Consider the following 23,171-nt stretch of genomic DNA (forward strand, 5'->3'; position numbering starts at 1 on the left):
ACGAGGTCAGACAACCCGCCCCAACCCATCGGTGCCAGCGCTCGCGACCGCGGGCCGTGCACCGCATGGCAACCGAGGTCTGGCAAGCCGCCCCAACTCATCGGTGCCAGGGCACTAGACCGCGGTCCGTGCATCGCGTTGCCGCCGAGGTCCGACAACCGGAGTGTCTCAGGGACATCGGTTCCGCAGGCTCGTGTCCGCGGAGCCGGGCGCGTTTCGAGTGGGCGGGATCGTGCCGACGTTGTACAGGGGCGGTGCTCAGGGGTCCGATTCACTTGAGGCGCACGGGGAGTCCGGCTACGACGAGGTAGGCCTCGTCACAGGCTTGGGCGAGCCGCTGGTTCAGTGTGCCGATCTCGTCGCGGAACAGGCGGCCGGAGCGGGTGGCGGGGACGATGCCCATGCCGACCTCGGGGCTCACGATGACCAGGCGATTCGAGTAGGCGGCTACCGCGGCGACCAGGGCGTCGGCGTCGGGGGCGACGGTGCCGCGCGGGGATTCCCACGCGTCGCGGGCGTCGATGCGGGCGGTGAGCCAGGTGCCGATGTCGTCGATCAGCGTGGTGCCGTCGGTCGCCGATGTGCGGAGAACCGTTGCCGGGTCGGCGCTTTCGAGTACGGTCCAGTCGGCGGGCCTGCGATCGCGGTGGGTGGCGATGCGTGCGGCGAAGTCGAGGTCGGCGGGGTCGGGGATGGCAGTCGCGAGGTAGCGGACCGGACCGGCTGTGTTGGCGGCCAGCTCCTCGGCGAACGTGGACTTACCCGATCGCGCGCCGCCCAGGACGAGGGTCCGGCGCGGCTCGGCGGACGAGAGACTGTGCGACACGTCAGCACGGTATCAATGACCGGTGTCGTGCCCGCGTCGGTGCGGCCCGCTGCCGGCCTGCCGAGTCCCAGTGACCTGTTCCCGGGGCGAACAGCGCTGACGGAGTGTTGCGCGCCCCCTTCTTCGCGTTGCACCGGCTGCGGGTGTCGAGGACCGGTGCGGGTCCGGGCGAGGCGTGGTTGCCGGAGTGGCACACCTTGGAGCCGCGGTCGACAGGGAAGGGTCCGTCCGGCTGGCCGACACCGTCGAACCGGCAGGCATCCGGCATCGGCGGTCCGGGTGCTGGATGGTGAGGTGTTGCACTGTCGCACACCGCCGAACGGCAGGGATCGGCGCCGGCCGACGGCCGGTCCGCCAGAGTCCGGCCGCGTCGCCGAGCGGTTGCCCGGTTGTGGGGTCCAGGAGCGGTGCGGATCCGCAGAAAGGTTGCGGCTGCTGGGTCAGGCGGGCGTGTCGACGACCTCTGGCATGGCACCGAAGCGACGTCGGTATTCGGTGGGGGCAATGCCGACCAGGCGTTGGAAGTGGTGGCGCAGGAGGGCGCCGGAGCCGAAACCGGCTCGGGCGGCGATTTGTTCGAGGCCGAGGTCGGTCTCCTCGAGCAGGTGTTTGGTCAGCAGGACGCGCTGGTTGGTGAGCCACTTCACTGGAGTGGTGCCGGTTTCGGCGGCGAAGCGGCGGGCGAAGGTGCGGGTGGACATGGTCGAGCGGGCGGCCAGGTCTTCGATGGTGTGGGGGAGGTCTAGGTTCTCGTTCATCCACTCCAGGGTGGGGATGAGGCTGTCGGAGGTGCAGGTGGCGACGGGGCGTTCGATGAACTGGCGTTGGCCGCCGTCGCGCTGCGGCGGCACGACCATCCGGCGTGCGATCGCATTGGCCACCGAGCTGCCGAGTTCGCGGCGTACCAGGTGCAGGCAGGCGTCGATGCCCGCGGCGGTGCCCGCGCTGGTGATCAGGCTGCCCGCGTCGACGTAGAGCACGTCGGGGTCGACGGTCGCCTCTGGGTACTGCTCGGCGAGTAGGTCGACGTAGCTCCAGTGGGTGGTGCATCTGCGCCCATCGAGCAAGCCGGCCGCGCCGGCGAGGAAGGCGCCGGAGCACACCGTCAACACGGTCGCGCCTGCCGCCGCGGCGTCCCGGACGGCGGCGACGACGCGCGGATCGAACCCGTCCTTGGTGGACGCGGCCGGGATGGCGACGAGGTCCGCTTTCGCGAGCTCCGCGAGGCCGTATTCGGGGGTCAGTGTGATGCCCGGAGTGGTGGAGTGCAGCGGTTTCCCTGCTTCGGCGCCGCAGACCTTGAAGTCGAAGGAGGGAAGGCCGTGCGCACTGCGATCCATTCCGAAAACTTCGCAGAGGACCCCGAATTCGAACATCGCCATGCGCTCGGACAGGACGACGGCAACCTTCGACAGCATGCCGCTAGTGTAATGGCTGAATCTTTACGAAGTGTGTCAGTTCAGCCACTTTCGGCGGTAACTAATCGGGCGCAAAATTACTGCCATGGTTACCTTCCTGATCACCCTCGCAGTCATCGTCGCTCTCGCCACCCTGCTGAGCCACTACACCGCTCCCGCGGGCTCGACCAACGTCACAGATCGGGACCGGCAGCGGATGCAGGCCGAGCTGTCGGCGATGCACGGCCGAACCAGCAACATCTGAACGCATGCCCTCGCCATCGACCGCGGCCCGGCTCGTATCCACGAGCCGGGCCGCAATCATGTGTGTGGTCGACCGCCCCGGGTCGAATCGGCAATAAGGGGAGGCGCTGCCCGGAAGGTGGCGCGATTGAGTCAGACCGTTCAGGTGTCGATCGCAGCGTTCACCAAGCGGCTGTCAAGCACCCTGGGCAGCGCGCATCACGAACACGAGCGAGCGGGGGGCGGAACCGCGCCCCCACTCCGCCACCGACGAGCTAAATCGCGTCTCCGGGACTGACCCGCGGCTTCGGTGCCCGCATCTTGCGGATCTGCGAGGCGCGCACGAACGCGTACCAGCCGAGCTTGTACCCGGTGTCGTCGCTGTCCGGGAAACGCTCCCTGACCCGCCCGTTCACGATCCGACCGAGCAGGAACCCCTCGGCGATCATGAAGACCATCATCACCAGCATGGCCAGCGTGACGATCGTTTGCAGCGCGGGCGCGACGAACATCGACAGGATCAGCACGAGCGCCATCGGCATGAACAGGCCGACCAGGTTGCGCCGACCGTCGACGATGTCGCGCACGAACGCCCGGACCGGCCCCTGATCGCGCGGCAACAGGTACTTGTCCTCGCCGGCGAGCATGCGGCTGCGCCGATCCTGGACGGCCGCCTTGCGCTCGGCCGCCGCCTGTTTGCGCTCCTCTTTGCTGCCACGAGTGGCCTTGCGCCGGGCGCGGGCCTCCTTCGCGGTGAGCGGTGCTGGAGCGACCGGGCCACGGCGCTTGCCCTGGGCGTCACGGCGTTTCGGAGTGGGACGGCCCTTGCCCGCGGTGGCGGTGACCGCCGTGCGAGTGGAGCCCGCGGCCGAGCCGCCGTCCACGACCGCCGTCTGATCGGCGGTCGCGTCGGTGGTGCTGGACTCGCCGCGACGGAACAATTTCACATCGACCAGGCTATTCGATGGAATACCCGGCGGGAAATGCGGTCCGATTCGCGCAGGTGTCGCGGGTCACGGAGGTGACGTGTTCCTCGGAGCGCGGTGGTGGCAAGATGGGGAATAGCAGCCCGCCGAGTGGTGTTGACCGACACGACCCGTGCGCTGTTCACGGGTCGACGACAGGTTCCTCGAGGAGAGTTCATGACTGTGCAGAACGAGACCGCCACCGAAACCCACGGTGCTGTGCTGACCGACGCTGCCGCCAGCAAGGCGAAGGCACTGCTGGACCAGGAGGGTCGCGACGATCTGGCGCTGCGCATCGCAGTGCAGCCGGGTGGTTGTGCCGGCCTGCGTTACCAGCTCTTCTTCGACGATCGCTCGCTCGACGGCGACATCGTTGTCGAGTTCAGCGGCGTCAAGCTGGCTGTCGACCGCATGAGCGCCCCGTACATCCAGGGTGCCTCCATCGACTTCGTCGACACCATCGAGAAGCAGGGCTTCACGATCGACAACCCGAACGCCACCGGCTCCTGCGCCTGCGGCGATTCCTTCAACTGACCGAACCCGTCCGCCTCGTCGCAAGCGGGTTCACCGCGTAAACAGCCCACCCCACGTGAGGATTGCTCACGTGGGGTTGCGTGTTTTTCCACTGCGGCCATGTCTGCTGTAGTGCCGTGGCCGTAGGACGACAGCGGGCGCGATCGGAGTCGGCGGCGTCGCGTCCCACGGAGCACGCCGCCGTAGTCCACCCAATTCTGTTCCAACGGCTGTACCAGCACCCGCAGCGATGGAATCCGTAAGGATTCGCGCGACTCGCCGAGCCGACGAGAACGCCGCTGCGCGCCAACGAGCCGGTGCCGCCGCCATTCTCAGCGCGCCTACCACCCGATCGAGGGGTCGGAGCCGCCGACCAACATTGGTACGGTAATGCTGGGACTTCGTTCCCGGTCTGCACCGCCTGCCGCCTACCGTTGAAGGGCCAGCCTCGTGTCCATCGCCGTTTCCGCGTCCATTGCCACCGACCACCTCATGCGTTTTTCCGGACGGTTCCGCGACGCACTGCTGGCCGATCAGCTCGACCACGTCTCGCTCAGCTTCCTCGTCGACGACCTGCAGATCCGCCGTGGCGGCGTGGCAGGCAACATCGCCTACGCCATGGGTCTTTTGAACCGCACACCCCTGCTCGTCGGCGCGGTCGGCGCCGACTTCGCCGAGTACCGCCAGTGGCTGGAGAAGCACGGCGTCGACTGCTCCGGGGTGCTGATCTCCGAGAAGGCGCACACCGCCCGTTTCGTCTGCACCACCGACGACGACATGGCGCAGATCGCGTCGTTCTACCCGGGCGCGATGAGCGAGGCCCGCGACATCTCCATCGGTGAACTGGCCAAGGCGCACACGCTGGACCTGGTGCTCGTCGGCGCCAACGATCCCGAGGCGATGCTGCTGCACACCGCCCAGTGCCGCGAGCTGGGCATCCCGTTCGCCGCCGACCCGTCCCAGCAGTTGGCCCGCCTCGACGGCGAGCAGGCCGTGCAGCTGATCGACGGCGCCGCATACCTTTTCACGAACAAGTACGAGTGGGCGCTGCTGCTGCAGAAGACCGGTCTGAGCGAGGAGGAGGTTGCGCAGCGCGTCGGCATCCGGGTGACCACGCTCAGCGAGAACGGCGTGCACATCGTCGACCGCGACGGCACCGAGCTCACCGTCGGCGTCGTCCCGGAGACCACGAAGGTCGAGCCCACCGGCGTCGGCGACGCGTTCCGGGCGGGCTTCCTCACCGGCCACACCGCGGGCCTCAGCCTGGAGCGCTCCGCCCAGCTGGGTTCGCTCATCGCGGTCCTGGTCCTGGAGACCATGGGCACCCAGGAGTGGACCCTCAACAAGGAGACGGCCCTGGAGCGCCTGGCCGACGCCTACGGTGCCGAGGCGGCCGCGGACATCAAGCCGCTGCTCTGAGTTCTGCTCGCCGGGATCATCGAACAGCACTGTGCCCCTCGACCTTTCGATCGGGGGGCACAGTTGCGTTCCGCGCCGGTTACAGCGATACCGGGTAGACCGGCTCCTGGATCTCCGGCTTGATGCGGTCCTCGACGAAGATCCCGTGCCACACCATGAACATCAGCAGCGTCCACAGACGGCGGCTGTGGTCGACGCCGCCCGCCCGGTGCGCGACGAGCATGTCGCTGATCGCGGCTTTGTTCAGCAGGTGGTCGGTCTGCGACTCGAGAATCTGCTGCTGGGCCCAGTCGTAGAGTTCGGTGCCGCGCAGCCAGTGTCGCAGCGGGACCGGGAAGCCGAGCTTGGCGCGGTGCAGCACGTGCGGCGGCACGATGCCCTCGAGCGCCTGGCGCAGTGCGTATTTCGTAGTTTCCTTGGTGATCTTCTGCTCGAACGGCAGCCCCTCGGCGACCTTCAGCACCTCGGAGTCCAGGAACGGCACCCGCAATTCGAGCGAGTTGGCCATGGTCATCTTGTCGGCCTTGACCAGGATGTCACCGCGCAACCAGGTGAACAGGTCCAGGTGCTGCATGCGGGCCACCGGATCCCAGCCGCGTGACTGCGCGTAGATCGGCGCCGTCACGTCCTGATGGGTCCATTCGGGCCGGAATTCGCGCAGTACCGAACGCAATTGGGCGTCGCTGAAGCTGCGGGCGTTGCCGTAGTAGCGCTCCTCGAGGCTGAGTGAGCCGCGGTGCAGCAGGCTCTTGCCGCGGGTGCCGTCCGGAATGCGCTCGGAGAGCTTGCCCGCCAGCTTGCGCAGCCCGCCGGGCAGGTACTCGAAGGGCTTGAGCGACAACGGCTCCCGGTAGATGGTGTACCCACCGAACAGCTCGTCGGCGCCCTCGCCGGAGAGTACAACCTTGACGTGCTTGCGCGCTTCCTTCGCCACGAAGTACAGCGGCACCAGCGCCGGGTCGGCCACGGGATCGTCGAGGTACCAGACGATTTCGGGAATCGCGGCGGCGAACTCGGCGGGGGAGACGGTCTTGATCACATGCTTGGCGCCGATCGCGGCGGCGGTCTCGGCGGCGACGTCGGCCTCCGAATAGCCTTCGCGCTCGAAGCAACTGGTGAAGGTGATCAGCTTCGGGTTGTGCCGCATGGCCAGCGCGGCGACCGCGGTGGAGTCGATACCGCCGGACAGGAACGAGCCGACGGTGACGTCCGCGCGCATGTGCTTGGCGACCGAATCCTCCATGGCCTCGGCGATTTCGCGGTAGCGCGCGGCCGCCGAGCCCGGCGCGAACGGGCGCACCGTGAACTGGGGATGGAAGTACCGGGTCGCCTTCGGCGCCGCACCAGGCCGCACCGTCGCGTAGCTGCCGGACTCCAGCCGCCGGATGTCCTTGTGCAGCGTCTCCGCCTCCGGCACGTACTGGAGCACGGTGTAGTGCTCGAGCGCGCGCGGGTCCAGCGCGTCGGTCAGTTCGAGCGCGGGCAGCAGTTCCAGCAGGCTCTTCTTCTCGCTGCCGAACGCCGTCCCGCCGGGGCCGGTGGCCAGGAACAGCGGCTTGATGCCGAACGGGTCCCGCGCCAGGAACAGTTCCTGGGTCTCGGTGTCCCAGATCGCGAACGCGAACATGCCGCGCAGCTTGCGCACCGCCTCGGGACCCCAGTAGTGGAACGCCGCGACCACGGCCTCGCCGTCACCCTCGGTCCGGAAGATGGCGTCGTCGCCGAACTCCGCACCGTGCGCGTCGGCCAATTCCTTGCGCAGCTCGATGTAGTTGTAGATCTCGCCGTTGAAGGTCAGCGCGTAGCGTTCCCGGTTCTCCGGCGGGCCCCAGCGCAGCGGCTGGTGCGAGTGCTCGATGTCGATGATCGACAGCCGGTTGAAGCCGAAGATCATGTGATCGTCGTGCCAGGTGCCGCGCTCGTCGGGGCCGCGGTGTCGCACGCAGTGCAGCGCGTCGTACACCTGCTCCACCACGCCAGGTGCTGCCTCGTCAGATGTCAGAAACCCGAGCAGTCCACACACGGCGTCGGCAACCTCGTTTCTCCGGTCGGGACGCCGCCGAAAGTGCGGCGTCCGAGTGTCTTGCGGGGGCGGTGCGCAGCGTCTGCCGCGAGCGGTTGTTCCGGTACGGGCCGGGGCCTGCTCTCGCGGTGAGCACAGCGGCCGAAATGTTGTGTCCGAGTATGCCGCACACGCCCACTCCGCGCGCATCGCGCACCCTGTCCAGGGCTTTTGCGCACCGATCCCGGGGTGCGCGCGATCGGCTGGCAGGCCCGCCCGCCGTGGGCTCGCGCGCCCGCACGCCATTGGCGGAGTGTCGAATGCGACCCGACGACAAAGAGGGCGCCCGTTTGGTCTACGCTGCGTAGTACTCAGGCCATTCTCAGGCGGCGCACGCGCTCGACCGGGGACCGGCCTGACATGTGCTTAGAACGTATCGCCGGGCGGTCGCAGCCCAGGCGGTGCAAATGTCGGAATGTGTGGCGACCAGGAAGGCGTGAGCGTGGCGCACAAGGCGAGCGAAGAGATCGGGGCACGACCCGCCAAGGGTCTGCAGAGCCGCATCCTTCGGCGGGCCGGGCTGGCGGTGTCCCTCGGGATCACCGCGGTGCTCGTCTCGGGCTGCTCCATCGACAATGTTTGGCTGCGGTTCGGCTGGCCCTCGGGTGTCACGCCGCAGGCCACCCGGATGCGGGAGCTGTGGACCTGGTCGATCGTCGCCGCACTGGCGATGGGCGTGCTGGTGTGGGGTCTGACCTTCTGGACCGTCGCCTTCCACCGCAAGAAGCCCGACTCCCCGGAGTTCCCGCGGCAGACCGGGTACAACGTGCCGCTGGAGCTGACCTACACGGCGGTGCCGTTCGTCATCATCGCGGTGCTGTTCTACTTCACCGTCGTCGTGCAGAACTACGTGCACGAGAAGGTGGCCGACCCCGACGTCACCGTCGACGTGACCGCCTTCCAGTGGAACTGGAAGTTCGGCTACCGCGACGTGAACTTCAAGGACGGTTACCGCTTCGAGGGCATCGACACCACGCGTGAGTCGTCGAACCAGGAGCAGCTCGAGGAGTACAAGGAACGGACCAAGGACGGTCACCCGCAGCCGGGCCCGGTGCACGGCAAGCCGGAGAACGACATCCTGTCCTACCTGCACTACGACAAGGTCGAGACCTACGGTTCCAGCACCGAGGTGCCGGTCCTGGTGCTGCCGACCAACAAGGTCATCGAGTTCCAGCTCGCCGCCGCCGACGTGGTGCACGCCTTCTGGGTGCCCGAGTTCCTGTTCAAGCGCGACGTGATGCCGAACCCGAAGGAAAACCACTCGGACAACGTCTTCCAGATCACCAAGATCGAGAAGGAAGGCGCGTTCGTCGGCCGCTGCGCCGAGATGTGCGGCACCTTCCACTCGATGATGAACTTCGAGGTCCGGGCGGTGTCGCCGGAGAAGTTCACCAGGTACCTGGACGCGCGCCAGGCGGGCAAGACCAACGCCGAAGCGCTCGACTCCATCGGTGAATCGCCGGTCGCCACCTCGACCAGGCCGTTCAACACCGAGCGCACGACCAAGACCGCGGCCGAGGCAAAGTAAGGGACTGATCTGATATGAAGATCGAAGCGCGGATATTCGAACTGCTGACGGTGTTCTTCATCATCGTCGCGATTGTCTACGGCTACTTCACCGGCGTCTCCCGCACCGGCGTGGAGTGGGCAGGCACCACCGCGACCGTGCTCACCGCCGGCCTGTCGCTGATCATCGGCACCTACTTCCGCTTCGTCGCACGCCGCCTCGACCTGCGCCCCGAAGACTACGAAGACGCCGAGATCGTCGACGGCGCAGGCGACCTGGGCTTCTTCTCGCCCGGCAGCTTCTGGCCCATCACCCTGGCCGCCGCGGGCTCCATCACCGCCCTCGGCCTGGCCTTCTTCCAGTTCTGGCTGATCGGCCTCGGCGTCATCTGCGTCCTCATCGCCGCCGCGGGACTCGTCTTCGAGTACTACCTCGGCCCCGAAAAGCACTGACCCACTTGCCGAAAGCCCCTTCCGCAGCCGCGGAGGGGGCTTTCGTCGTTCCGCCGTCGACTCGACGCAGGTTGTGGGTTCTTGACGTGTGTTGCAGCAGACGTCAGGAGGGTGCAGCGTGCGTCGAGTGGAGCTGACGCGTAGAGGGTCTTGGCAGGTTTGCGGGTTAGATGCCGAAGGCGTGCATGAGGCGGGCGGTGGAGCGGGGGGCTACGCCGGCCAGGGCGTAGAGGGTGCGGGTGAAGCGGGGTTCGGGGCGAGGGGTTCTGGTGTGGATGGCGGATTCGATGCGGTGGGCTGTTCGGTCGGCATCGTCGCGGTATTCGATGGGATCGAGGTCTGCGCTGAAGGCGGGGTAGTGGACGGCGGTGACCTGGATGCCGTGCGGGGATAGTTCGGCGTCGGCGCATTGGCCGAAGGTGGTCCAGGCGGCTTGGGCGCTGGCGTAGGAGGCGAAGTTCGGTGCGGCGCCGGTGTGTGCGTTCCAGGGGCCGACGTTGATCACGTGGCCGGAGCCGGAGCGGAGCATGGCGGGTAGCAGGCCGAGGGTGAGACGTAGGGGGCCGAAGTAGTTGGCGGCCATCATGCGCTGGTAGTCGCGGAACTTGTGCAGCGACTGGGTGACCGGTCTGCGCACCGGACGCCCGGCGGTGTTGATCAGCACATCGACGGCGCCGAACTCGCTGAGCACCCAGGTGACCAGCTCATCGACATCGCCGAGAGCCGAAATATCACAGCGATACCAGTGCGCGTCACCATTGTTCGCGCGGATCTGGTCGCAGGCCGCGATGAGCTGATCGCTGCCACGCGCCACCAACAACAGTTGCGCACCTCGGGCGGCAAGCGTTCGAGCGGTGGCGAGGCCGACATCCGAACAGGCGTCGGTGATCAGGACACGTCGGCCGGCGAGCGAGCGCTCCGGCGGACGGCGTTGACGCTCGGTGAATCCCACCGGGGCAGCACGAAATTCGGGCATCGGCACAGCAACCTTCACACGCGATCGGGCTGAACACACGCACGGCACCCCGCCGACAGTGCCGAACCGCCTGCGCCGCAACCTTCTGGCGACCACAAGCGGCCGGTCACAGTATAGGGTTTGCCACCTGATTGATGGAGCCGTTCGCCAAATGGCTGACCACCAGTACCCGTTCGTCAACCACAGGCGAACACCCGCTGTGCCCCGCAGAATTCGTCGCAGCTACCACCAGCCGAGCTCCGTCGCCGAATGGGAGGTCGTCATATCCAGCGGATTGCCGCCGCTACCTGCCGCTGAGTGCGCGGTGGTGCGCCGAGCGGGGCATGAGGGGCGCGTCTGCGGAGCGCCGCTGCCACGTGCCGTTCGCTGGCCGACTGAATGAGGCGTGGCAATCTCCCCTTCGCCCGCTGGTTGAATGAGGCGGTCACCGTGACCCGTGCGCCGGCTGGCTGCACGAGGCGGGTCGCTGAGTGGGACGGGAGGGCGTTGCGTTCGGTGGCTGGCGGCCCGCTGAGGTGCGGATCAGACGCACCTCGCCAGTCGGCTACCGGCCGGAGTTCGAGTCCGGTCGCCGAGTGTGGCGGGTGCGTGCTCCGACATGCGACGGCGGGAATCGCAGCCGTCTCGTCGTCGATGACACCGCTGACGAAGGTGCCGACGGGCGACGGCTGGGCACCTGTTCGACTCATAGCCGACGCTATGTCCCGTCTGGTGATCGCCGGTATCAGGCAATCACCAGACGGGACACAAGGACGTCGCGTACTGGGCGCAGCCGTGCCCCGCGGCGTGAGCCGGGGACTCGCGCCGGTTGCGCATGCGTCCTACTGCGTTGACCTCTACTCCTCCGACTCGTACCGCAGCGCGTTCTCCGACCGGCAGATCTCATCGATCCCGGACACGATGTCGCGCAATAGTTCTGAGGGGAGGGCGGCGGGGCGGAGGCGGCTGGTGAAGGTGATGAGGCCGTGGTCTTCGGGAGAGAGGCCGCGGGCGGCGGATTCGGAGCGCAGGTAGCGGGAGCGGACGCCGTAGGTCATGGCGGAGATGACGGTGAAGCAGCCGGTGCGTTCGCGGTGGCCGGCGAACAGGTCGTGCAGGCGGTAGAAGACCGACGTGTAGCTCGACAGCGGCGCGAAAATGCCGACGCGGTAGGCGGGGCCGCGTTCGGAGGAGCTGAGGGCGGTGTCGGCGAGGTATTCGGCGTCGCGCAGGGTTTGCACCTTCGGCGCGAACAGCACCGCGCCCGCGGCGGCGTTGCGCAGCGGCATGCCTGCGGGTCCGCTGGCGGCGGAGGCGATGACGCCCAACGACTTTCTCGCACGCGAGCCGACCTCACGACGCGCCCGCACCGAACGGGTGGGTGCGGTGGGGTGCAGGGTCGACCACTGGCCGAACCGCACGGTGCCGAGCTGCACGTGCCCGACACCGCCGGGCCGCGCGACCTTCAACGGCGCGGTGTCGACCCACCGGCCTACTTGCAGCGCCGCATTGCCCGGCCGCATGATCTCGGCGTAGGCGTGTTCGACGAAGGAGTCGAAGTCGAGGAAGCGGTCCGCGTTGGTGGTGAGCCAGGTGCGGTCCTTGTCGATGTCGATGACGTCCAGGGTGAGCGCGGTGATGATGCCCGCGCGGCCGCCCGCGCCGAGAATGCGGTGGAAACGCTCGGCGTGGTGGGTACGCCCGCAGGTGCCGATGCGTCCGTCGTTGTCGACGTACTCCAGATCGACGACCTGATCGATGAACATGCCGTACTTGTGCGAGGCCGCGCTCACCCCGCCAACGGACGCGAATCCGCCCGCGGTGATGTCGCGATGGTCGCCGACGATCGGCAGGCCGAGGCCGTGCGCGCCGAGCCGCCGGTCGATGTCGGACAGCTTGGCGCCCGCCTGCACGCGCACCGTCCGCCGCCCCAGGTTGATGTCGAGCACCTGATTCATCCGGCGCAGCGACACCACGGTGGGCTGGGCGGGCAGCGTCAGGCCGTCGTCGAGCTGCTCGCCGCCGCGCACGGTCAGCCGTTGCGCGCGTCCGCGTGAATCCCGAACCGTGCGAACGACATCCGCCGTATCGCGGGGTAGGTATTCCTCGGCGGAGACAAACTGCGGCGTGCTCATGGCACGAAAGCTACTACAGCGCGGCCCGCGCCGCTCGCCCGATCTCCGGTGCTACCGGGCGGTCGGTTCCAGCCGCTGGCTGAACAGCACGGATCCGCTCGCGTCGCACAGATCGACCGTCAGTTCCCTTGACTTGCCGTCGATCCGCACCTCGCCGAAATGCTGGAAGGCGTCCAGCGGAGAACTGTTCTGTACGGGCGGGGCGTGCACGAACACCGCTTCCGGGCCGAAGGTCGCATCCAGCGGATTCGGGCCGAACGCGCCTGCGTTGAGCGGTCCGGAGACGAACTCCCAGAACTCGTCGAAGTCGGTGAACGCCGCCCGCTCGGGGGAGTAGTGGTGCGCCGCGGTGTAGTGCACGTCGGCGGTCAACCAGACCACGTCGGTCACCTTGTTCGCCTTGATCGCCGAGAGCACCTGGGCGATCTCGGTTTCCCGACCCGACGGCGCGCCGGGATCGCCGTTGGCCGGGCCCTCGAACGCCACCGTGTCCTTCTGTTCACCGTCCTTGACGACCACGCCGAGTGGTAGATCGTTGGCGACGATCTTCCAGGTCGCCTGCGAATCGCGCAGACCCTCGATCAGCCACTTCGTTTGCTCCGGACCGAAGATGCGGCCCTCGGCACCGTTGTTCGCGTCGTTGGTGTCCTTGTAGGTGCGCATGTCCAGCACGAAGACGTCCAACAGCGGGCCGTAGGAGATCTTGCGATAGAGGCGACCGTCCACGGCTTCCCTGGGCTCCACCGGCATCCACTCGTGGAACGCCTGCCAGGCGCGGGTGGCCAGGGTGTCCATGCTGCGCTCGGTGTAGTCCTTGGCGGCGGGGACGAGGCCGCCCGGGTACCAATTGTTGACCGTCTCGTGGTCGTCCCACTGCACCACCTGAGCGACCGCGGAATTGAAACGCAGGTAGTTCTGGTCGGTGAGGTTGTAGGCGTAGTTGCCGCGGAACTGCTGAAGGGTTTGCGCGGGAGCGCTTTTCGCCTCGGTGACGATGTTGCGCCAGATTCGCCCGTCGGGGAGCGTCACGGACTCCTTGATGGGATTGTCCGCGTAGATGCAATCGCCCGAATGGATGAACAAATGTGGGTCGCGGGCGGCCATGGTGGCGAAGATCTTCATGCCGCCGAGGTCGGGGTTGATACCGAAACCCTGGCCGACGACGTCGCCGGACCACTGCAGCTTGATGTCGGACGCGCCGGTGGGAACGGTGCGGAACACGCCGGTGATCGGTTCGGAGGTGCCGCCGTCGTCGCCTTCCAAGGTGACCCGGTAGTGCACCTGCTGGCCGGCGGGCAGGCCGTTGACGCGCACCCGGCCGGTGCCGTCGGAGTCCGGGGTGAGCAACGGTCCAGTGAATCGCTTGGCGTTGGTGAACGATTCGGACGAGGCGGTCTCCACGATCAGCGTCGCCGGACGGTCGGAGCGCGCCCAGATCAGCGCGCCGTCGCTGCGCGGATCACCCACCGCGACACCGTGGGTCAGCACCGGCCGATGCCGGACCAGGCCGGGTCCGTCGTTCGACGAGCACGCGGCCAGCGCGGGGGCGGCCACGAGGCCGAGCGCGGAGGTGCGCAGCAGGGTGCGGCGGGAGAAGCCGGGGGTCGAACCAGTCATGGGGATCACCCTGGACCAGCTACCCCAACGCAATGTGAACGGGTCCGGTCCGGTGGGGTAACTGGGCGGTCTGCGCGGACAGTTTCGGGCCGGTCAGCCGGAATTTCCGCAGTTGGGAGGGGAAAGTGTCCGGGCAGGCCGGGTGTCCCGCAGACCTAGCCGGTGGGTATGGCTGGGACGGTCAGACAGAACGGGTGGCCGGACGGGTCCAGCAGCACGCGCCAGCGATCGGGTTCGGGTTGCGGGACCGGTTTCGATGCGCCGAGGGCGATCGCGGCCTGCTCGGCGCTGTCGAGCGCGGTGACGAACAGGTCGAGGTGCATCTGTTTGGGTACTCGATTGCCGGGCCAGTCCGGCGGGATGTGGTCGTCTACCCGCTCGATTGTCAGGGTGACGCCATCGCCCTGGAGCACGACCAGTTCGTCGGATTCGTATTTGAGCTCGAGACCGAGCAGCTGCCGGTAGAACAGCCCCAGTCCGCGCGGATCCTTACTGTCGAGCGAGATGGCACCGAACTTGGCTGTCGCGGTCACAGCTTCCCCCTGAAAGTTCGTCGGCCTCGGTGCGTGGCGAGGTCGTTGATCGGTTGGCGGTTCCGATCGCGAGTTTAATGGGTTGGCCGGGTTGGTTTTAGTTGGCGCAGAAGACCATTCGTGTTTTCTTTGCGCTTACCCCTACTCGTGCGCCCGGATATGCCGAGTAGATGCGGTCGGGGAGCGGTGCGCCGGTGGCGGATCGGCAATGCTCCCCACATGATGGTCGGACCGTGCGGTGACTGCCGGGGAGCGTTGTCGTGCATGCGTATTGGCGAGGAAGTGGGTGTTGCGAACTGCGCGCCAGCCGCGCACATCTATTGCTGCACCCGAGAAAACCGCGCCGCCAAGAGGTCTGGGCCGCCGCGAGGCACGGTTGCTGTGCGTCCTCGTTGAATTCTGAACCAACGGGCCGAACGGCATTCTCGCAGCATTCATTGTCGTGACATCGCCAACTCGGGCTGGTTCCCGACCCCGAATGAATCGCCCGCTACGCATGCTCCGCTCGGCCGAACCCGCCCCCTATCGGGACTGTCAAGCGGGCCGGAGCGTTGCTGGTCCGGTCCGGTTCTTGACTTATCGAGCCTTGAAGGGAATCATCTGATTCTAATGGAATCAGGTGATTCCTGTGTGACGACCGTGCCTGTCCAGCTGCTGATGAAACAGCTCGATCGCCCCTGGTAGGAGGTGCAAGGCCGCCCTACGTCGTCGACACCTACCGCGTAGCGAAACAGGAAGTAGCCCATGCCCAACAGTGAAGAGCACGTGTCTGTCGCCGTCGTCGGTGCCGGATTCGCGGGGATCGGACTCGGCGTTCGATTGCGGGAGGCCGGATTCGAGGATTTCGTGATTCTCGAGCGGGCCGGCGAGCTCGGCGGCACGTGGCAAGCGAATACCTACCCCGGCTGTGCCTGTGACGTACCGTCGGCGTTGTATTCGTACTCGTTCGCGCCGAATCCGGAGTGGACGCGCCGGTACGGCACGCAACCGGAGATTCTCGACTATCTGCGCACGGTGGCGCTGAAATTCGGTGTGCTGCGCCATATTCGCTATGACACGGAGTTGCACGAGGCCGGGTGGGACGACGCTCGCGGGCATTGGCGGATCAACACATCGCGGGGGTCGATGACGGCGGATGTGCTCGTTTCGGCGATCGGCCCGTTCAGCGAGGCAAAGATTCCCGAACTGCCGGGAATCGAGAACTTCACCGGTACCCAATTCCATTCGCTGCATTGGGATCACGAACACGACCTGGCCGGGGAGCGGGTGGCCGTCATCGGCACCGGCGCGTCGGCGGTGCAGTTCATTCCCGAGATTCAGCCCGAGGTGGGGCAGCTGACGGTGTTCCAGCGTTCCGCGCCGTGGATCGTGCCGCGACTGGACTGGGCCACCTCCGCACTGGAACGATCCGTGCTGCGGCGGATGCCGTTGCTTGGCAAAGCGGTTCGCGGCGCCTACTTCGCCGGTATCGAGGGCTTCGGTTTGGTCGGCTTCGTGGACAAGCGATTCCGGCACCCGTACGAGGCGTTAGGTCGCCTCCAGTTGCGTCGGCAGGTGCCCGATCGGCGGCTGCGCGAGCGATTGACCCCCGACTACATGATCGGCTGCAAGCGGGCGATCTTCTCCGACGCCTACTACCCGGCGCTCACGCAGCCGAACGTCGAGGTGGTCATCGCACGCATCACCGCCGTGGGGCCGCGGTCCCTCCGCACCGACGACGGTGTTGAGCACGAGGTGGACACCATCATCTGGGGCACCGGCTTCGGTGTGCCGCCGCAGGTGTTCGACCGGGTCCGCGGCAGCGACGGCCGCAGCATGGGCGAGCTGTACCGCGACCGCCCGCAAAGTTACCTCGGCACCACGGTGACCGGGTTTCCGAACTTCTTCACCACCCTCGGCCCGTTCGGCGCGGCAGGCAACCAGTCCGCGATCTACATGATCGAAGCGCAGATCCGCTACATCGTCGACGCGCTGAGGACCATGCGCGACAAGGGACTCCAGCGGATCGAGGTCCGCCAGGAAGCGCAACAGGCGTTCCTGCGGGAGATGGATGACCGCAGCCGCGACACCGTCTGGGTGACCGGTAATTGCCGCAGTTACTACCAAACCGCCGACGGCAGCGCGAATGCCGGGCTGTACCCGAACTGGAGCTTCGAATACGCCCGCCGCACAAGCCGGTTCGATGCGGACGCCTATCTGACGAGTGGGGTGCGGTGATGATGTCGGATCTCGAGCGAACGGTGCGGATCGCATGATGCTGGGGTTGCGTTGGCCGACAGCCGGTTTCGAGGTGCGTGACCGGGTGGCGGTGATCACCGGCGCGGGACAGGGGATCGGGCTCGAATTGGCTCGGACGCTGCACCGGCGGGGTGCTTCGGTGGCGCTGATCGATCTCGACGAGGCGAGGACGCGCAGCGCCGCAGCCGAAATGGGAGAGCGTGCGCTGGCGGTTCGCGCCGACGTCGCCGACCGGGACGGGATGGTCGCGGCTTTGGCGACGGTCCGGCAGCGGTTCGGCCGGATCGACGTCGTGGTCGCGAATGCCGGGGTGACGCCGAGCCCGGCGACGATCCGCACCATGGACCCCACCGATTTCGACCGCGTCCTGGCGATCAATCTGACCGGGGTGTTCAATACCGTGCGCCCGGCCCTCGACGACATCGTCGCTGCCCGTGGGCATGTCGTGGTGGTGTCGTCCTGCGCCGCGTTCGCACCGGGCATGGGCGGGTCGCCCTACATGATCAGCAAGGCGGGCGTCGAGCAATTCGGACGCGCGCTGCGCGTCGAGCTCGCGGCGGCGGGGGCCAGCGCGGGCGTCGCCTACTTCGGCATCGTGGAGACCGCGATGACCAAGCACACCCTCGACGAGGACGAACTCGGCCGCGCCGTCGGGCAGTTGCTGCCCTGGCCGTTGAGCCGGCGCATCACCGCGGCCGAGGCCGCCGCGAGCATCGCCGACGGCATCACCCAGCGAGCGGCGCGCACGATCGCGCCGAGTGTCTGGGAGCCGTACGCCCTGCTGCGCGGTGCGGTCAACGTGGCGCTCGACCGATACCTCAGCCTGGACCCGCGCACGCGTGAGCTGATCCGCCGACTGGAACAACGCGTGTCGCGAGCACAGCCAAATCCCTGACTGCGCCATGACACCAGCATTCGCGACACCCGAACCGTGGTCAGCGCTGCGTCACCGGCATCGCCAGGCCCTTGGGCGGGGTCGTGTCGTTGGCGTGGCTGAGTCCTTGGGCGGGGTCGTGTCGCTGGCATGGCCGGACCTTGGGTCGGGGTCGTGTGTCAGCGGCAACGCCGAACCTGGGTCGGCGCGGTGGCATCGGCATCACCGAACCCACGACCACGCCCGTGAACTCAGCAGGGCCGTGACATCATCAGCACCGTGAGTTCGTCAGCCGACAACACCTGGCGCGGCAGCACGATGGCCGACCGTTCCGCCGAGCGGCGCGACCAATTGGCGCGCGCGGGGTTCGAATTGCTCGGCGCGGACGGTGCGGCGGCCACCACCATGCGGGCCGTCTGCCGCACGGCGGGGCTGAGTCTGCGCTACTTCTACGAGAGTTTCCCCGACCGTGAAGCGCTGCTCGTGGAGGTCTACGACCAGGTCGCGCACGGTCTGCTGGACGCGGTCACGACTCGGTTGGCTACCGCGCCCGGCGAGGAGACCGCCCGTCTCCGCGTGGCTTTCGACGCGGCCGCTCAGTACTTCGAGGAAGACCCGCGCCGCGGCCGAATCATGTTCCGCGAAACGCTCGCCGACGACACCCTGCGCACGCACGGTTCGGCCGTTCTTCCCAATTTCGTGCTCCTCGTCGCCGCCCAGTTCGCCCCCGGTCGGTCGCTGGACGCGGATCGTCTCACCATGCCGATCAGTGCGCTGTCCGGCGCCCTCGTCTCCCTTTTCCTCGACTGGCTCACCGGTCGAATCCCCGCCACTCGCGCCGAAATAGTCGACTACGCCACCCATCTCACGACAGCCATCCTCGCCGAGCCGTAGGTCCGGACGCGACTGTGCCCACACGCAGCTCCGCCGACCAGAGATTCTGGTCGGCGGGCTACGGCTGGGTGCGAAAGCTCAGCTGGCGGCGGTGTGCGGGATGCGCGTCGCTTCCTCGCGGGGCGGGCCGCTGGGCACGTTCTTCTTGAGGCTGGCGGCGTAGACGTCCACGTATTCCTGGCCGCCGAGTCGCATGAGCTCGTACATGACCTCGTCGGTGACGGCGCGCTCGACGAAGCGGTTGCCGCCCATCCCCTCGTACCGGGAGAAGTCGATGGGGGTGCCGAACTTGACGGTGACCTTGCGGCGACGCCAGCGGAAGGGTCCGGGCGGGCTCACCTGGTCGGTGCCGATGACGGCGACCGGGATGACCGGGACGCCGGTCTCCAGCGCGAGCCGGGCCAGGCCGGTCTTGCCCTTGTACAGGCGGCCGTCGGGGGAGCGGGTGCCCTCGGGGTACAGGCCGACGAGGCGGCCCTGATCGAGCAGCTTGCGCGCGGCGTTCAGCGCGTCCTCGGCCGCGTCGGCGCCGGTGCGGTCGATCGGGAACTGTCCGGTGGTGGTGAAGAACCACTTCTGGAAGGCGCCCTTGATGCCCGGGGTGTTGAAGTACTCGGCCTTGGCCAGATAGTTGATGCGGCGGGGGCTCATCAGCGGGGCGAACAGCCAGTCCGCGAAGGAGAGATGGTTACCCGCCATGATCGCCGGTCCGTCCGCCGGAATGTTCTCTACGCCCTCGACCGTCGGCCTGTTGTAGAGATGCATGAACGGCCCCAGCAGCGCGTACTTCAGCAGCCAGTAGAACATGACGTCCTTCCCCCGGACCGGGATAGAGGCGGGCACCTGCGTCGGTTGCCGACTTTACCGCTGGTGCCAGATCACATCCAACCGCAGCGGCGAATCTCACCACACTCTGCCATGAGCAAGCGGATGCGCCGTAATCGGTGACCGGCTGCTGATTCCTCGGCGGCCGGAACTGGAGGTCATCGGCGACCGAAGCAAAGTCTTCGACCACCGAATACCACTGTCGCGGGCGATGAAACGTCCGGGGACAGTTCAGTGGCTGCGGGCTACTCGGGAGGACTTGCGTTCGCTCTCGATGAGTGCGGCGCGGGCCAGGTCGGCGGCGCCGATCATGCCCGCGGCTTCGCCCAGCTGGGTGGTGCGGATGCGCGCGAGCGGGCGGTGACCCGCGCCGGTGACCGAGCGGGCGTACTCCTCGCGCGCTTCGTCCAGGAACAGCGGGGCAGAGCTGCTGACGCCGCCTGCGATGACGACCAGGTCGGGGTCGAAGATGTCGCTGACGAAGGCCAGGCCGAGCCCGAGCCAGCGGGCGAAATCCGCCATGACGCGGACGGCGAGCGGGTCGCCGTCCTGCGCGGCGTTGGCGACGCGACGGCCGGTGAGTGAACCGGGGTCGCGGAAGACGTCCCTGGCCAGGACCGAGCGGACCGGGTCGGTCGCCAGCATTTCGATCGCGGTGTCGGCGAGTGCTGTTCCGCTGCAATACCTTTCCCAGCAGCCGCGTTTGCCGCACGGGCAGGCGCGGCCCTGCGGCACGACTTGCAGGTGCCCGAGTTCCGGTGCGACGCCGTGGGTTCCGCGGTAGAGCTGGCCGTCGATGAGCAGCGCGGCGCCGATGCCGGTGCCGATCGCGACGAGCACCACGTTGTGACCGCCCGCCGCCGCGCCGAATCGATACTCGGCCCACATGGCGGCGTTGGCGTCGTGCTCGAGGATGACGGGAAGTTCGAGCCGCTCGGTGAGCCGCTGCGCGACGGGCGTGTCCTGCCAGGGCAGGTGCGGCGCGAAACGGACGGTGGAGCGGTCGCCGTTGATGAACCCGGCGACGGCGAGTCCCACCGCGCCGATCGGGTGCCGTTCGCACAGCTCGCGGACGGAGCGGGCGAGCGCGTCCTCGAGCGCCTTGGCGGAGTGCGGGGTCGGCGCTTGGACGGTGTCGAGTACCTCGCCGCTGGTGTCGATCACGGAGGCGCGAATGTTGGTGCCGCCGACGTCGATTCCGACGGTCAGCGGTCGCGCACCTGCTATGCGGTGCGTCATGCCTTGATCGTCACGGGAATGCTGACATAGCGGGAGCGGTTGCCCGCCCGCGATGTGTGGTGTCCGGCAGCGGGTTCCGTGTCGGTCGCATCCGCCGGCCCGCCATGGTTGTGCTGGTGGCGGGTGGGGTCGGACTCGGGCATGACCGGCTCGACCGGCACCCCGGCCAACGCCTCACGCAGCACCGTCACGATCGCGGTGCCGTGGTCGGCCACGGCCTGGAGCACCTCATGGTGTTGACCGCGCATCAACGCGGCCGCCGCGCAGACGGGACACCAGTTGCAGCTCGACCACTCGACCTGCCCGTCGGCCGCTTGGCGCAACACCGGTTCCACCCGCTCGAGCACGGATTCGGCGAGCAGCTTCAGCTCTGCGGCGAACTCGGCGAGGCCGTCTATCGGATCGTCTTCCGCGGCAGCGCCTTTCGACCGGCCACCGGACTTCGCCTCGGCATGGGCGGTGTCTTCGGCGGCCCGAGCGGAACCAGCGGCGGTCCGATCCTCGCGCGAATCGGAGGCTGTGCCCCGGCCCGCAGTCTGATCACCGGGCGCAGCAGCTTCTTCGGCGCTCCGGCCGGAACTGTCGGCAGCCCTATCGCCGCTGCCATCCCAGTCGGCGGCCTCGGCACCACGCCGCGTGCCCGCGCCCTCGCCACTCCCGCCCCGTCCACCACGCCGGAAGAACCCGCCGCTCCGGTCACTCATCGCCGCTACCTTCCGGCCATAAGTCCGGATCGGGCCGGAATCGGACCACGAGTTGACCACCGTCGAGTTCGGCGCCGTCGACCGTGCACCGCCGCAATACCGGCGCAAGACGAACTCGCCGCCGGACACCGTCCGCTCCCACGATCAAATCGTCCTCCACTCGGCCAAGTCGCAGTGTCGCCGCATCGACAACGGGCAGGGGCATCCGCAGTGTGTATATCGCGTGCAGACCGCTGCCTGATTCCCATCGAACCATCGGTTCGCCGGAACTCGCGTCAACCTCCGTCGGACTGTCGCTCAGCATAAAGGCTGGGTCGCCGGTGTTCGTGTCCGCGTCCACCGCGTACGACAGGGCCGCGAGCGAGGTCAGTCCGATCGGTTCCGGTCCGGTGTGCTGTGCGATCACAACGGGGATACCCGGCATCGCGCGTTCCAATTCGGCGATCGCGGCCAGCTGTTCGCCGCGCCGGTTCAGATACCAGTGCACCGCAGGGTGCGCGCTGTCGAGCGGGGCGGCGGGGTCCAGCGGTGTGGTCGGCGGCAGCACCTTGTTGACCACCACCGCGTCCAATCGCACTCCGAGCAGCGTCGCGGCGGAGCGGACCCGCTCGGATTCGGCGAGCGTCACCCGCTCGGCGACGGTGATCAGCCGTGCGCCGGTGCGCCGGTGGTCGGCGAGGAGATCGCGGACCTCGGTGACCGCCTCGACGATCCGTTCGACGGTCGCGGCGAGCACGGCGCGGCGCAGGTCGGTGCCGACCGTGCTCATCGCCCTTGCGTGTGGCGGCCAGATCCGTTCGAGATAGCCGAGCAGGGTGTCCGGTGCGGTGATGATGCGCAGCATGTCGGCCGAGGGCGGGCAATCGATGACGATCACGTCCCAGTCGTCCTCGTTCGCGAACTGGGTGATCTCGACGAGCATCAGCAGTTCCTGCACGCCGGGCAGGCCGGTCAGCTCGGCCGGGTCCAGCGCGGCGAGGTCGATGCCGTGGTCGTGACCGGTGCCCGGCGACAGCACGCGGACCACGTCGCGGAACCGATCCTCCAGCAGCGCAAGCGAATCCACCTCGATCACGTCGAGACCGGGCAGCACGGTGGCGATCCCGGTGACCGTGCCCGGATCGTGCGGGAAACGGAAGCCGAGCGCGTCGCCGAGCGAATGCGCCTGGTCCAGCGAGGCGACCAGCACGCGGCGGCCCGCTCTGGCATAGGACATGGCGGTGGCACACGCCAGCGTCGTCTTGCCTACCCCGCCTTTGCCGATGAACAGTTCGACACGGGTCGTGTGCGTCGTCAGCCTTCGACCCGTTTCTTCAGTTCTTTCAGCGCGGTATCGGTGATCACCTTCTCGGCTTTGCGTTTGAACATGCCGATCATCGGGATGTTCAAGTCGACGGTGAGCGTGTAGACGACCTCGGTGTGACCGTTGGGCTGGTCGATGAGTTCGTAGGTGCCGTTCTGCGCTTTCTGCAGCTCACCGCTGACCAGCGTCCAGCTGACCGCCTTGTTGTCCGGGCGCCAGGTATAGGAGAGGACGTAACTGTCCTTCACCACGCCCGCGTCCAGCACGAATCGCGCGGTGCGCGCCCGGCCGTCGGGGTCTTTTTCCTGTACTTCTACCGATTTCGCCGCCGCGACCCACTCCGGGTAGGACTCCAGGTCGGCGATGACGGACATCACCTGCTGCGACGGGGCCTCGATGATGATCGACCTCTGGGTCCTGTCGGCCATAGCGGACAGCTGTTCCTTTCAGCGTGGGGTGCTGTGCTGGGT

21 protein-coding genes are annotated in these 23,171 nt (G+C 67.6%); 8 read left to right on the forward strand and 13 right to left on the reverse strand.

Features of this window, described 5'->3' with window-relative positions; all coding sequences use genetic code 11:
- Positions 1-271: 271 nt before the first annotated feature.
- Entirely contained in the window at positions 272-826 is a 555-nt protein-coding gene (gene cobU / locus ACIHA7_RS16695) for a bifunctional adenosylcobinamide kinase/adenosylcobinamide-phosphate guanylyltransferase (protein WP_397290186.1), read from the reverse strand.
- A gap of 440 nt (positions 827-1,266) precedes the next feature.
- Positions 1,267-2,244, reverse strand: coding sequence for a helix-turn-helix domain-containing protein (locus tag ACIHA7_RS16700; RefSeq protein WP_397290188.1), 978 nt, complete (start codon positions 2,242-2,244; stop codon positions 1,267-1,269).
- A gap of 85 nt (positions 2,245-2,329) precedes the next feature.
- Between ACIHA7_RS16700 and ACIHA7_RS16705 the strand changes: the two genes are divergently transcribed.
- Positions 2,330-2,488, forward strand: a complete 159-nt coding sequence (locus tag ACIHA7_RS16705; protein ID WP_397290190.1) for a hypothetical protein — start codon at positions 2,330-2,332, stop codon at positions 2,486-2,488.
- Between the two features lie 253 nt (positions 2,489-2,741).
- Here the strand turns inward: ACIHA7_RS16705 and ACIHA7_RS16710 are convergent, their stop codons facing one another.
- Positions 2,742-3,350 (reverse strand): DUF3043 domain-containing protein, encoded by a 609-nt coding sequence (locus ACIHA7_RS16710; protein WP_397290801.1) that lies wholly within the window; start codon positions 3,348-3,350, stop codon positions 2,742-2,744.
- A 258-nt stretch (positions 3,351-3,608) separates the two neighbouring features.
- Here ACIHA7_RS16710 and ACIHA7_RS16715 point away from each other — a divergent pair, with 258 nt between their 5' ends.
- A complete protein-coding gene (locus ACIHA7_RS16715; RefSeq protein WP_069165132.1) occupies positions 3,609-3,965 on the forward strand; it encodes an iron-sulfur cluster assembly accessory protein in 357 nt (118 codons plus the stop codon).
- Positions 3,966-4,394: 429 nt separating this feature from the next.
- Entirely contained in the window at positions 4,395-5,363 is a 969-nt protein-coding gene (locus ACIHA7_RS16720) for a carbohydrate kinase family protein (protein WP_397290192.1), read from the forward strand.
- A 79-nt stretch (positions 5,364-5,442) separates the two neighbouring features.
- Here ACIHA7_RS16720 and asnB read toward each other — a convergent pair whose 3' ends face one another.
- Entirely contained in the window at positions 5,443-7,386 is a 1,944-nt protein-coding gene (asnB, locus tag ACIHA7_RS16725) for an asparagine synthase (glutamine-hydrolyzing) (RefSeq protein ID WP_397290194.1), read from the reverse strand.
- Positions 7,387-7,867: 481 nt separating this feature from the next.
- On the opposite strand from asnB, the gene ACIHA7_RS16730 reads away from it, so the two are divergent.
- Together ACIHA7_RS16730 and ACIHA7_RS16735 are read left to right on the forward strand one after the other, a co-directional pair.
- Positions 7,868-8,953, forward strand: a complete 1,086-nt coding sequence (locus ACIHA7_RS16730; protein WP_397290196.1) for a cytochrome c oxidase subunit II — start codon at positions 7,868-7,870, stop codon at positions 8,951-8,953.
- A 14-nt stretch (positions 8,954-8,967) separates the two neighbouring features.
- Positions 8,968-9,384 carry a cytochrome c oxidase subunit 4 gene (locus ACIHA7_RS16735; RefSeq protein ID WP_107655104.1) on the forward strand — a complete coding sequence of 139 codons (417 nt, stop codon included), beginning with the start codon at positions 8,968-8,970 and terminating at the stop codon, positions 9,382-9,384.
- Between the two features lie 166 nt (positions 9,385-9,550).
- On the opposite strand, the gene ACIHA7_RS16740 is transcribed toward ACIHA7_RS16735, so the two are convergent.
- From ACIHA7_RS16740 to ACIHA7_RS16755, 4 genes are all read right to left on the reverse strand, one after another.
- Positions 9,551-10,360 (reverse strand): SDR family NAD(P)-dependent oxidoreductase, encoded by an 810-nt coding sequence (locus ACIHA7_RS16740; RefSeq protein ID WP_397290198.1) that lies wholly within the window; start codon positions 10,358-10,360, stop codon positions 9,551-9,553.
- A gap of 836 nt (positions 10,361-11,196) precedes the next feature.
- Entirely contained in the window at positions 11,197-12,474 is a 1,278-nt protein-coding gene (locus ACIHA7_RS16745; protein ID WP_147134234.1) for an FAD-binding oxidoreductase, read from the reverse strand.
- A gap of 51 nt (positions 12,475-12,525) precedes the next feature.
- Positions 12,526-14,091 carry an alkaline phosphatase D family protein gene (locus ACIHA7_RS16750; RefSeq protein WP_397290201.1) on the reverse strand — a complete coding sequence of 522 codons (1,566 nt, stop codon included), beginning with the start codon at positions 14,089-14,091 and terminating at the stop codon, positions 12,526-12,528.
- Between the two features lie 155 nt (positions 14,092-14,246).
- Positions 14,247-14,624 (reverse strand): VOC family protein, encoded by a 378-nt coding sequence (locus ACIHA7_RS16755; RefSeq protein ID WP_397290202.1) that lies wholly within the window; start codon positions 14,622-14,624, stop codon positions 14,247-14,249.
- A gap of 744 nt (positions 14,625-15,368) precedes the next feature.
- On the opposite strand from ACIHA7_RS16755, the gene ACIHA7_RS16760 reads away from it, so the two are divergent.
- The 3 genes from ACIHA7_RS16760 (at position 15,369) to ACIHA7_RS16770 (ending at position 18,630) form a co-directional block, all read left to right on the forward strand.
- Entirely contained in the window at positions 15,369-16,841 is a 1,473-nt protein-coding gene (locus ACIHA7_RS16760) for a flavin-containing monooxygenase (protein WP_397290204.1), read from the forward strand.
- Between the two features lie 37 nt (positions 16,842-16,878).
- Positions 16,879-17,757, forward strand: a complete 879-nt coding sequence (locus ACIHA7_RS16765; protein WP_397290803.1) for a short-chain dehydrogenase/reductase — start codon at positions 16,879-16,881, stop codon at positions 17,755-17,757.
- Positions 17,758-18,015: 258 nt separating this feature from the next.
- Positions 18,016-18,630 (forward strand): TetR/AcrR family transcriptional regulator, encoded by a 615-nt coding sequence (locus ACIHA7_RS16770; RefSeq protein WP_397290206.1) that lies wholly within the window; start codon positions 18,016-18,018, stop codon positions 18,628-18,630.
- A 78-nt stretch (positions 18,631-18,708) separates the two neighbouring features.
- Here the strand turns inward: ACIHA7_RS16770 and ACIHA7_RS16775 are convergent, their stop codons facing one another.
- The 5 genes from ACIHA7_RS16775 to ACIHA7_RS16795 all read right to left on the reverse strand — a co-directional run bounded on the left by ACIHA7_RS16775 (position 18,709) and on the right by ACIHA7_RS16795 (position 23,129).
- A complete protein-coding gene (locus ACIHA7_RS16775; RefSeq protein WP_397290208.1) occupies positions 18,709-19,437 on the reverse strand; it encodes a lysophospholipid acyltransferase family protein in 729 nt (242 codons plus the stop codon).
- 249 nt (positions 19,438-19,686) lie between these two features.
- Entirely contained in the window at positions 19,687-20,694 is a 1,008-nt protein-coding gene (locus ACIHA7_RS16780) for an ROK family glucokinase (protein ID WP_397290210.1), read from the reverse strand.
- On the reverse strand, positions 20,691-21,398 hold the full coding sequence (locus ACIHA7_RS16785; protein ID WP_397290212.1) for a hypothetical protein: 708 nt from the start codon (positions 21,396-21,398) through the stop codon (positions 20,691-20,693). Before ACIHA7_RS16785 ends, ACIHA7_RS16780 begins: the two co-directional genes overlap by 4 nt.
- Positions 21,391-22,695 (reverse strand): ArsA family ATPase, encoded by a 1,305-nt coding sequence (locus tag ACIHA7_RS16790; RefSeq protein ID WP_397290805.1) that lies wholly within the window; start codon positions 22,693-22,695, stop codon positions 21,391-21,393. Before ACIHA7_RS16790 ends, ACIHA7_RS16785 begins: the two co-directional genes overlap by 8 nt.
- The gene (locus ACIHA7_RS16795; protein ID WP_147134260.1) at positions 22,692-23,129 is read right to left on the reverse strand and encodes an SRPBCC family protein; all 438 of its coding nucleotides are present in this window, start codon (positions 23,127-23,129) and stop codon (positions 22,692-22,694) included. Before ACIHA7_RS16795 ends, ACIHA7_RS16790 begins: the two co-directional genes overlap by 4 nt.
- Positions 23,130-23,171: the final 42 nt, after the last annotated feature.

The sequence above is a fragment of the Nocardia sp. NPDC052316 genome, assembly GCF_044547795.1.
Classification (GTDB): domain Bacteria; phylum Actinomycetota; class Actinomycetes; order Mycobacteriales; family Mycobacteriaceae; genus Nocardia.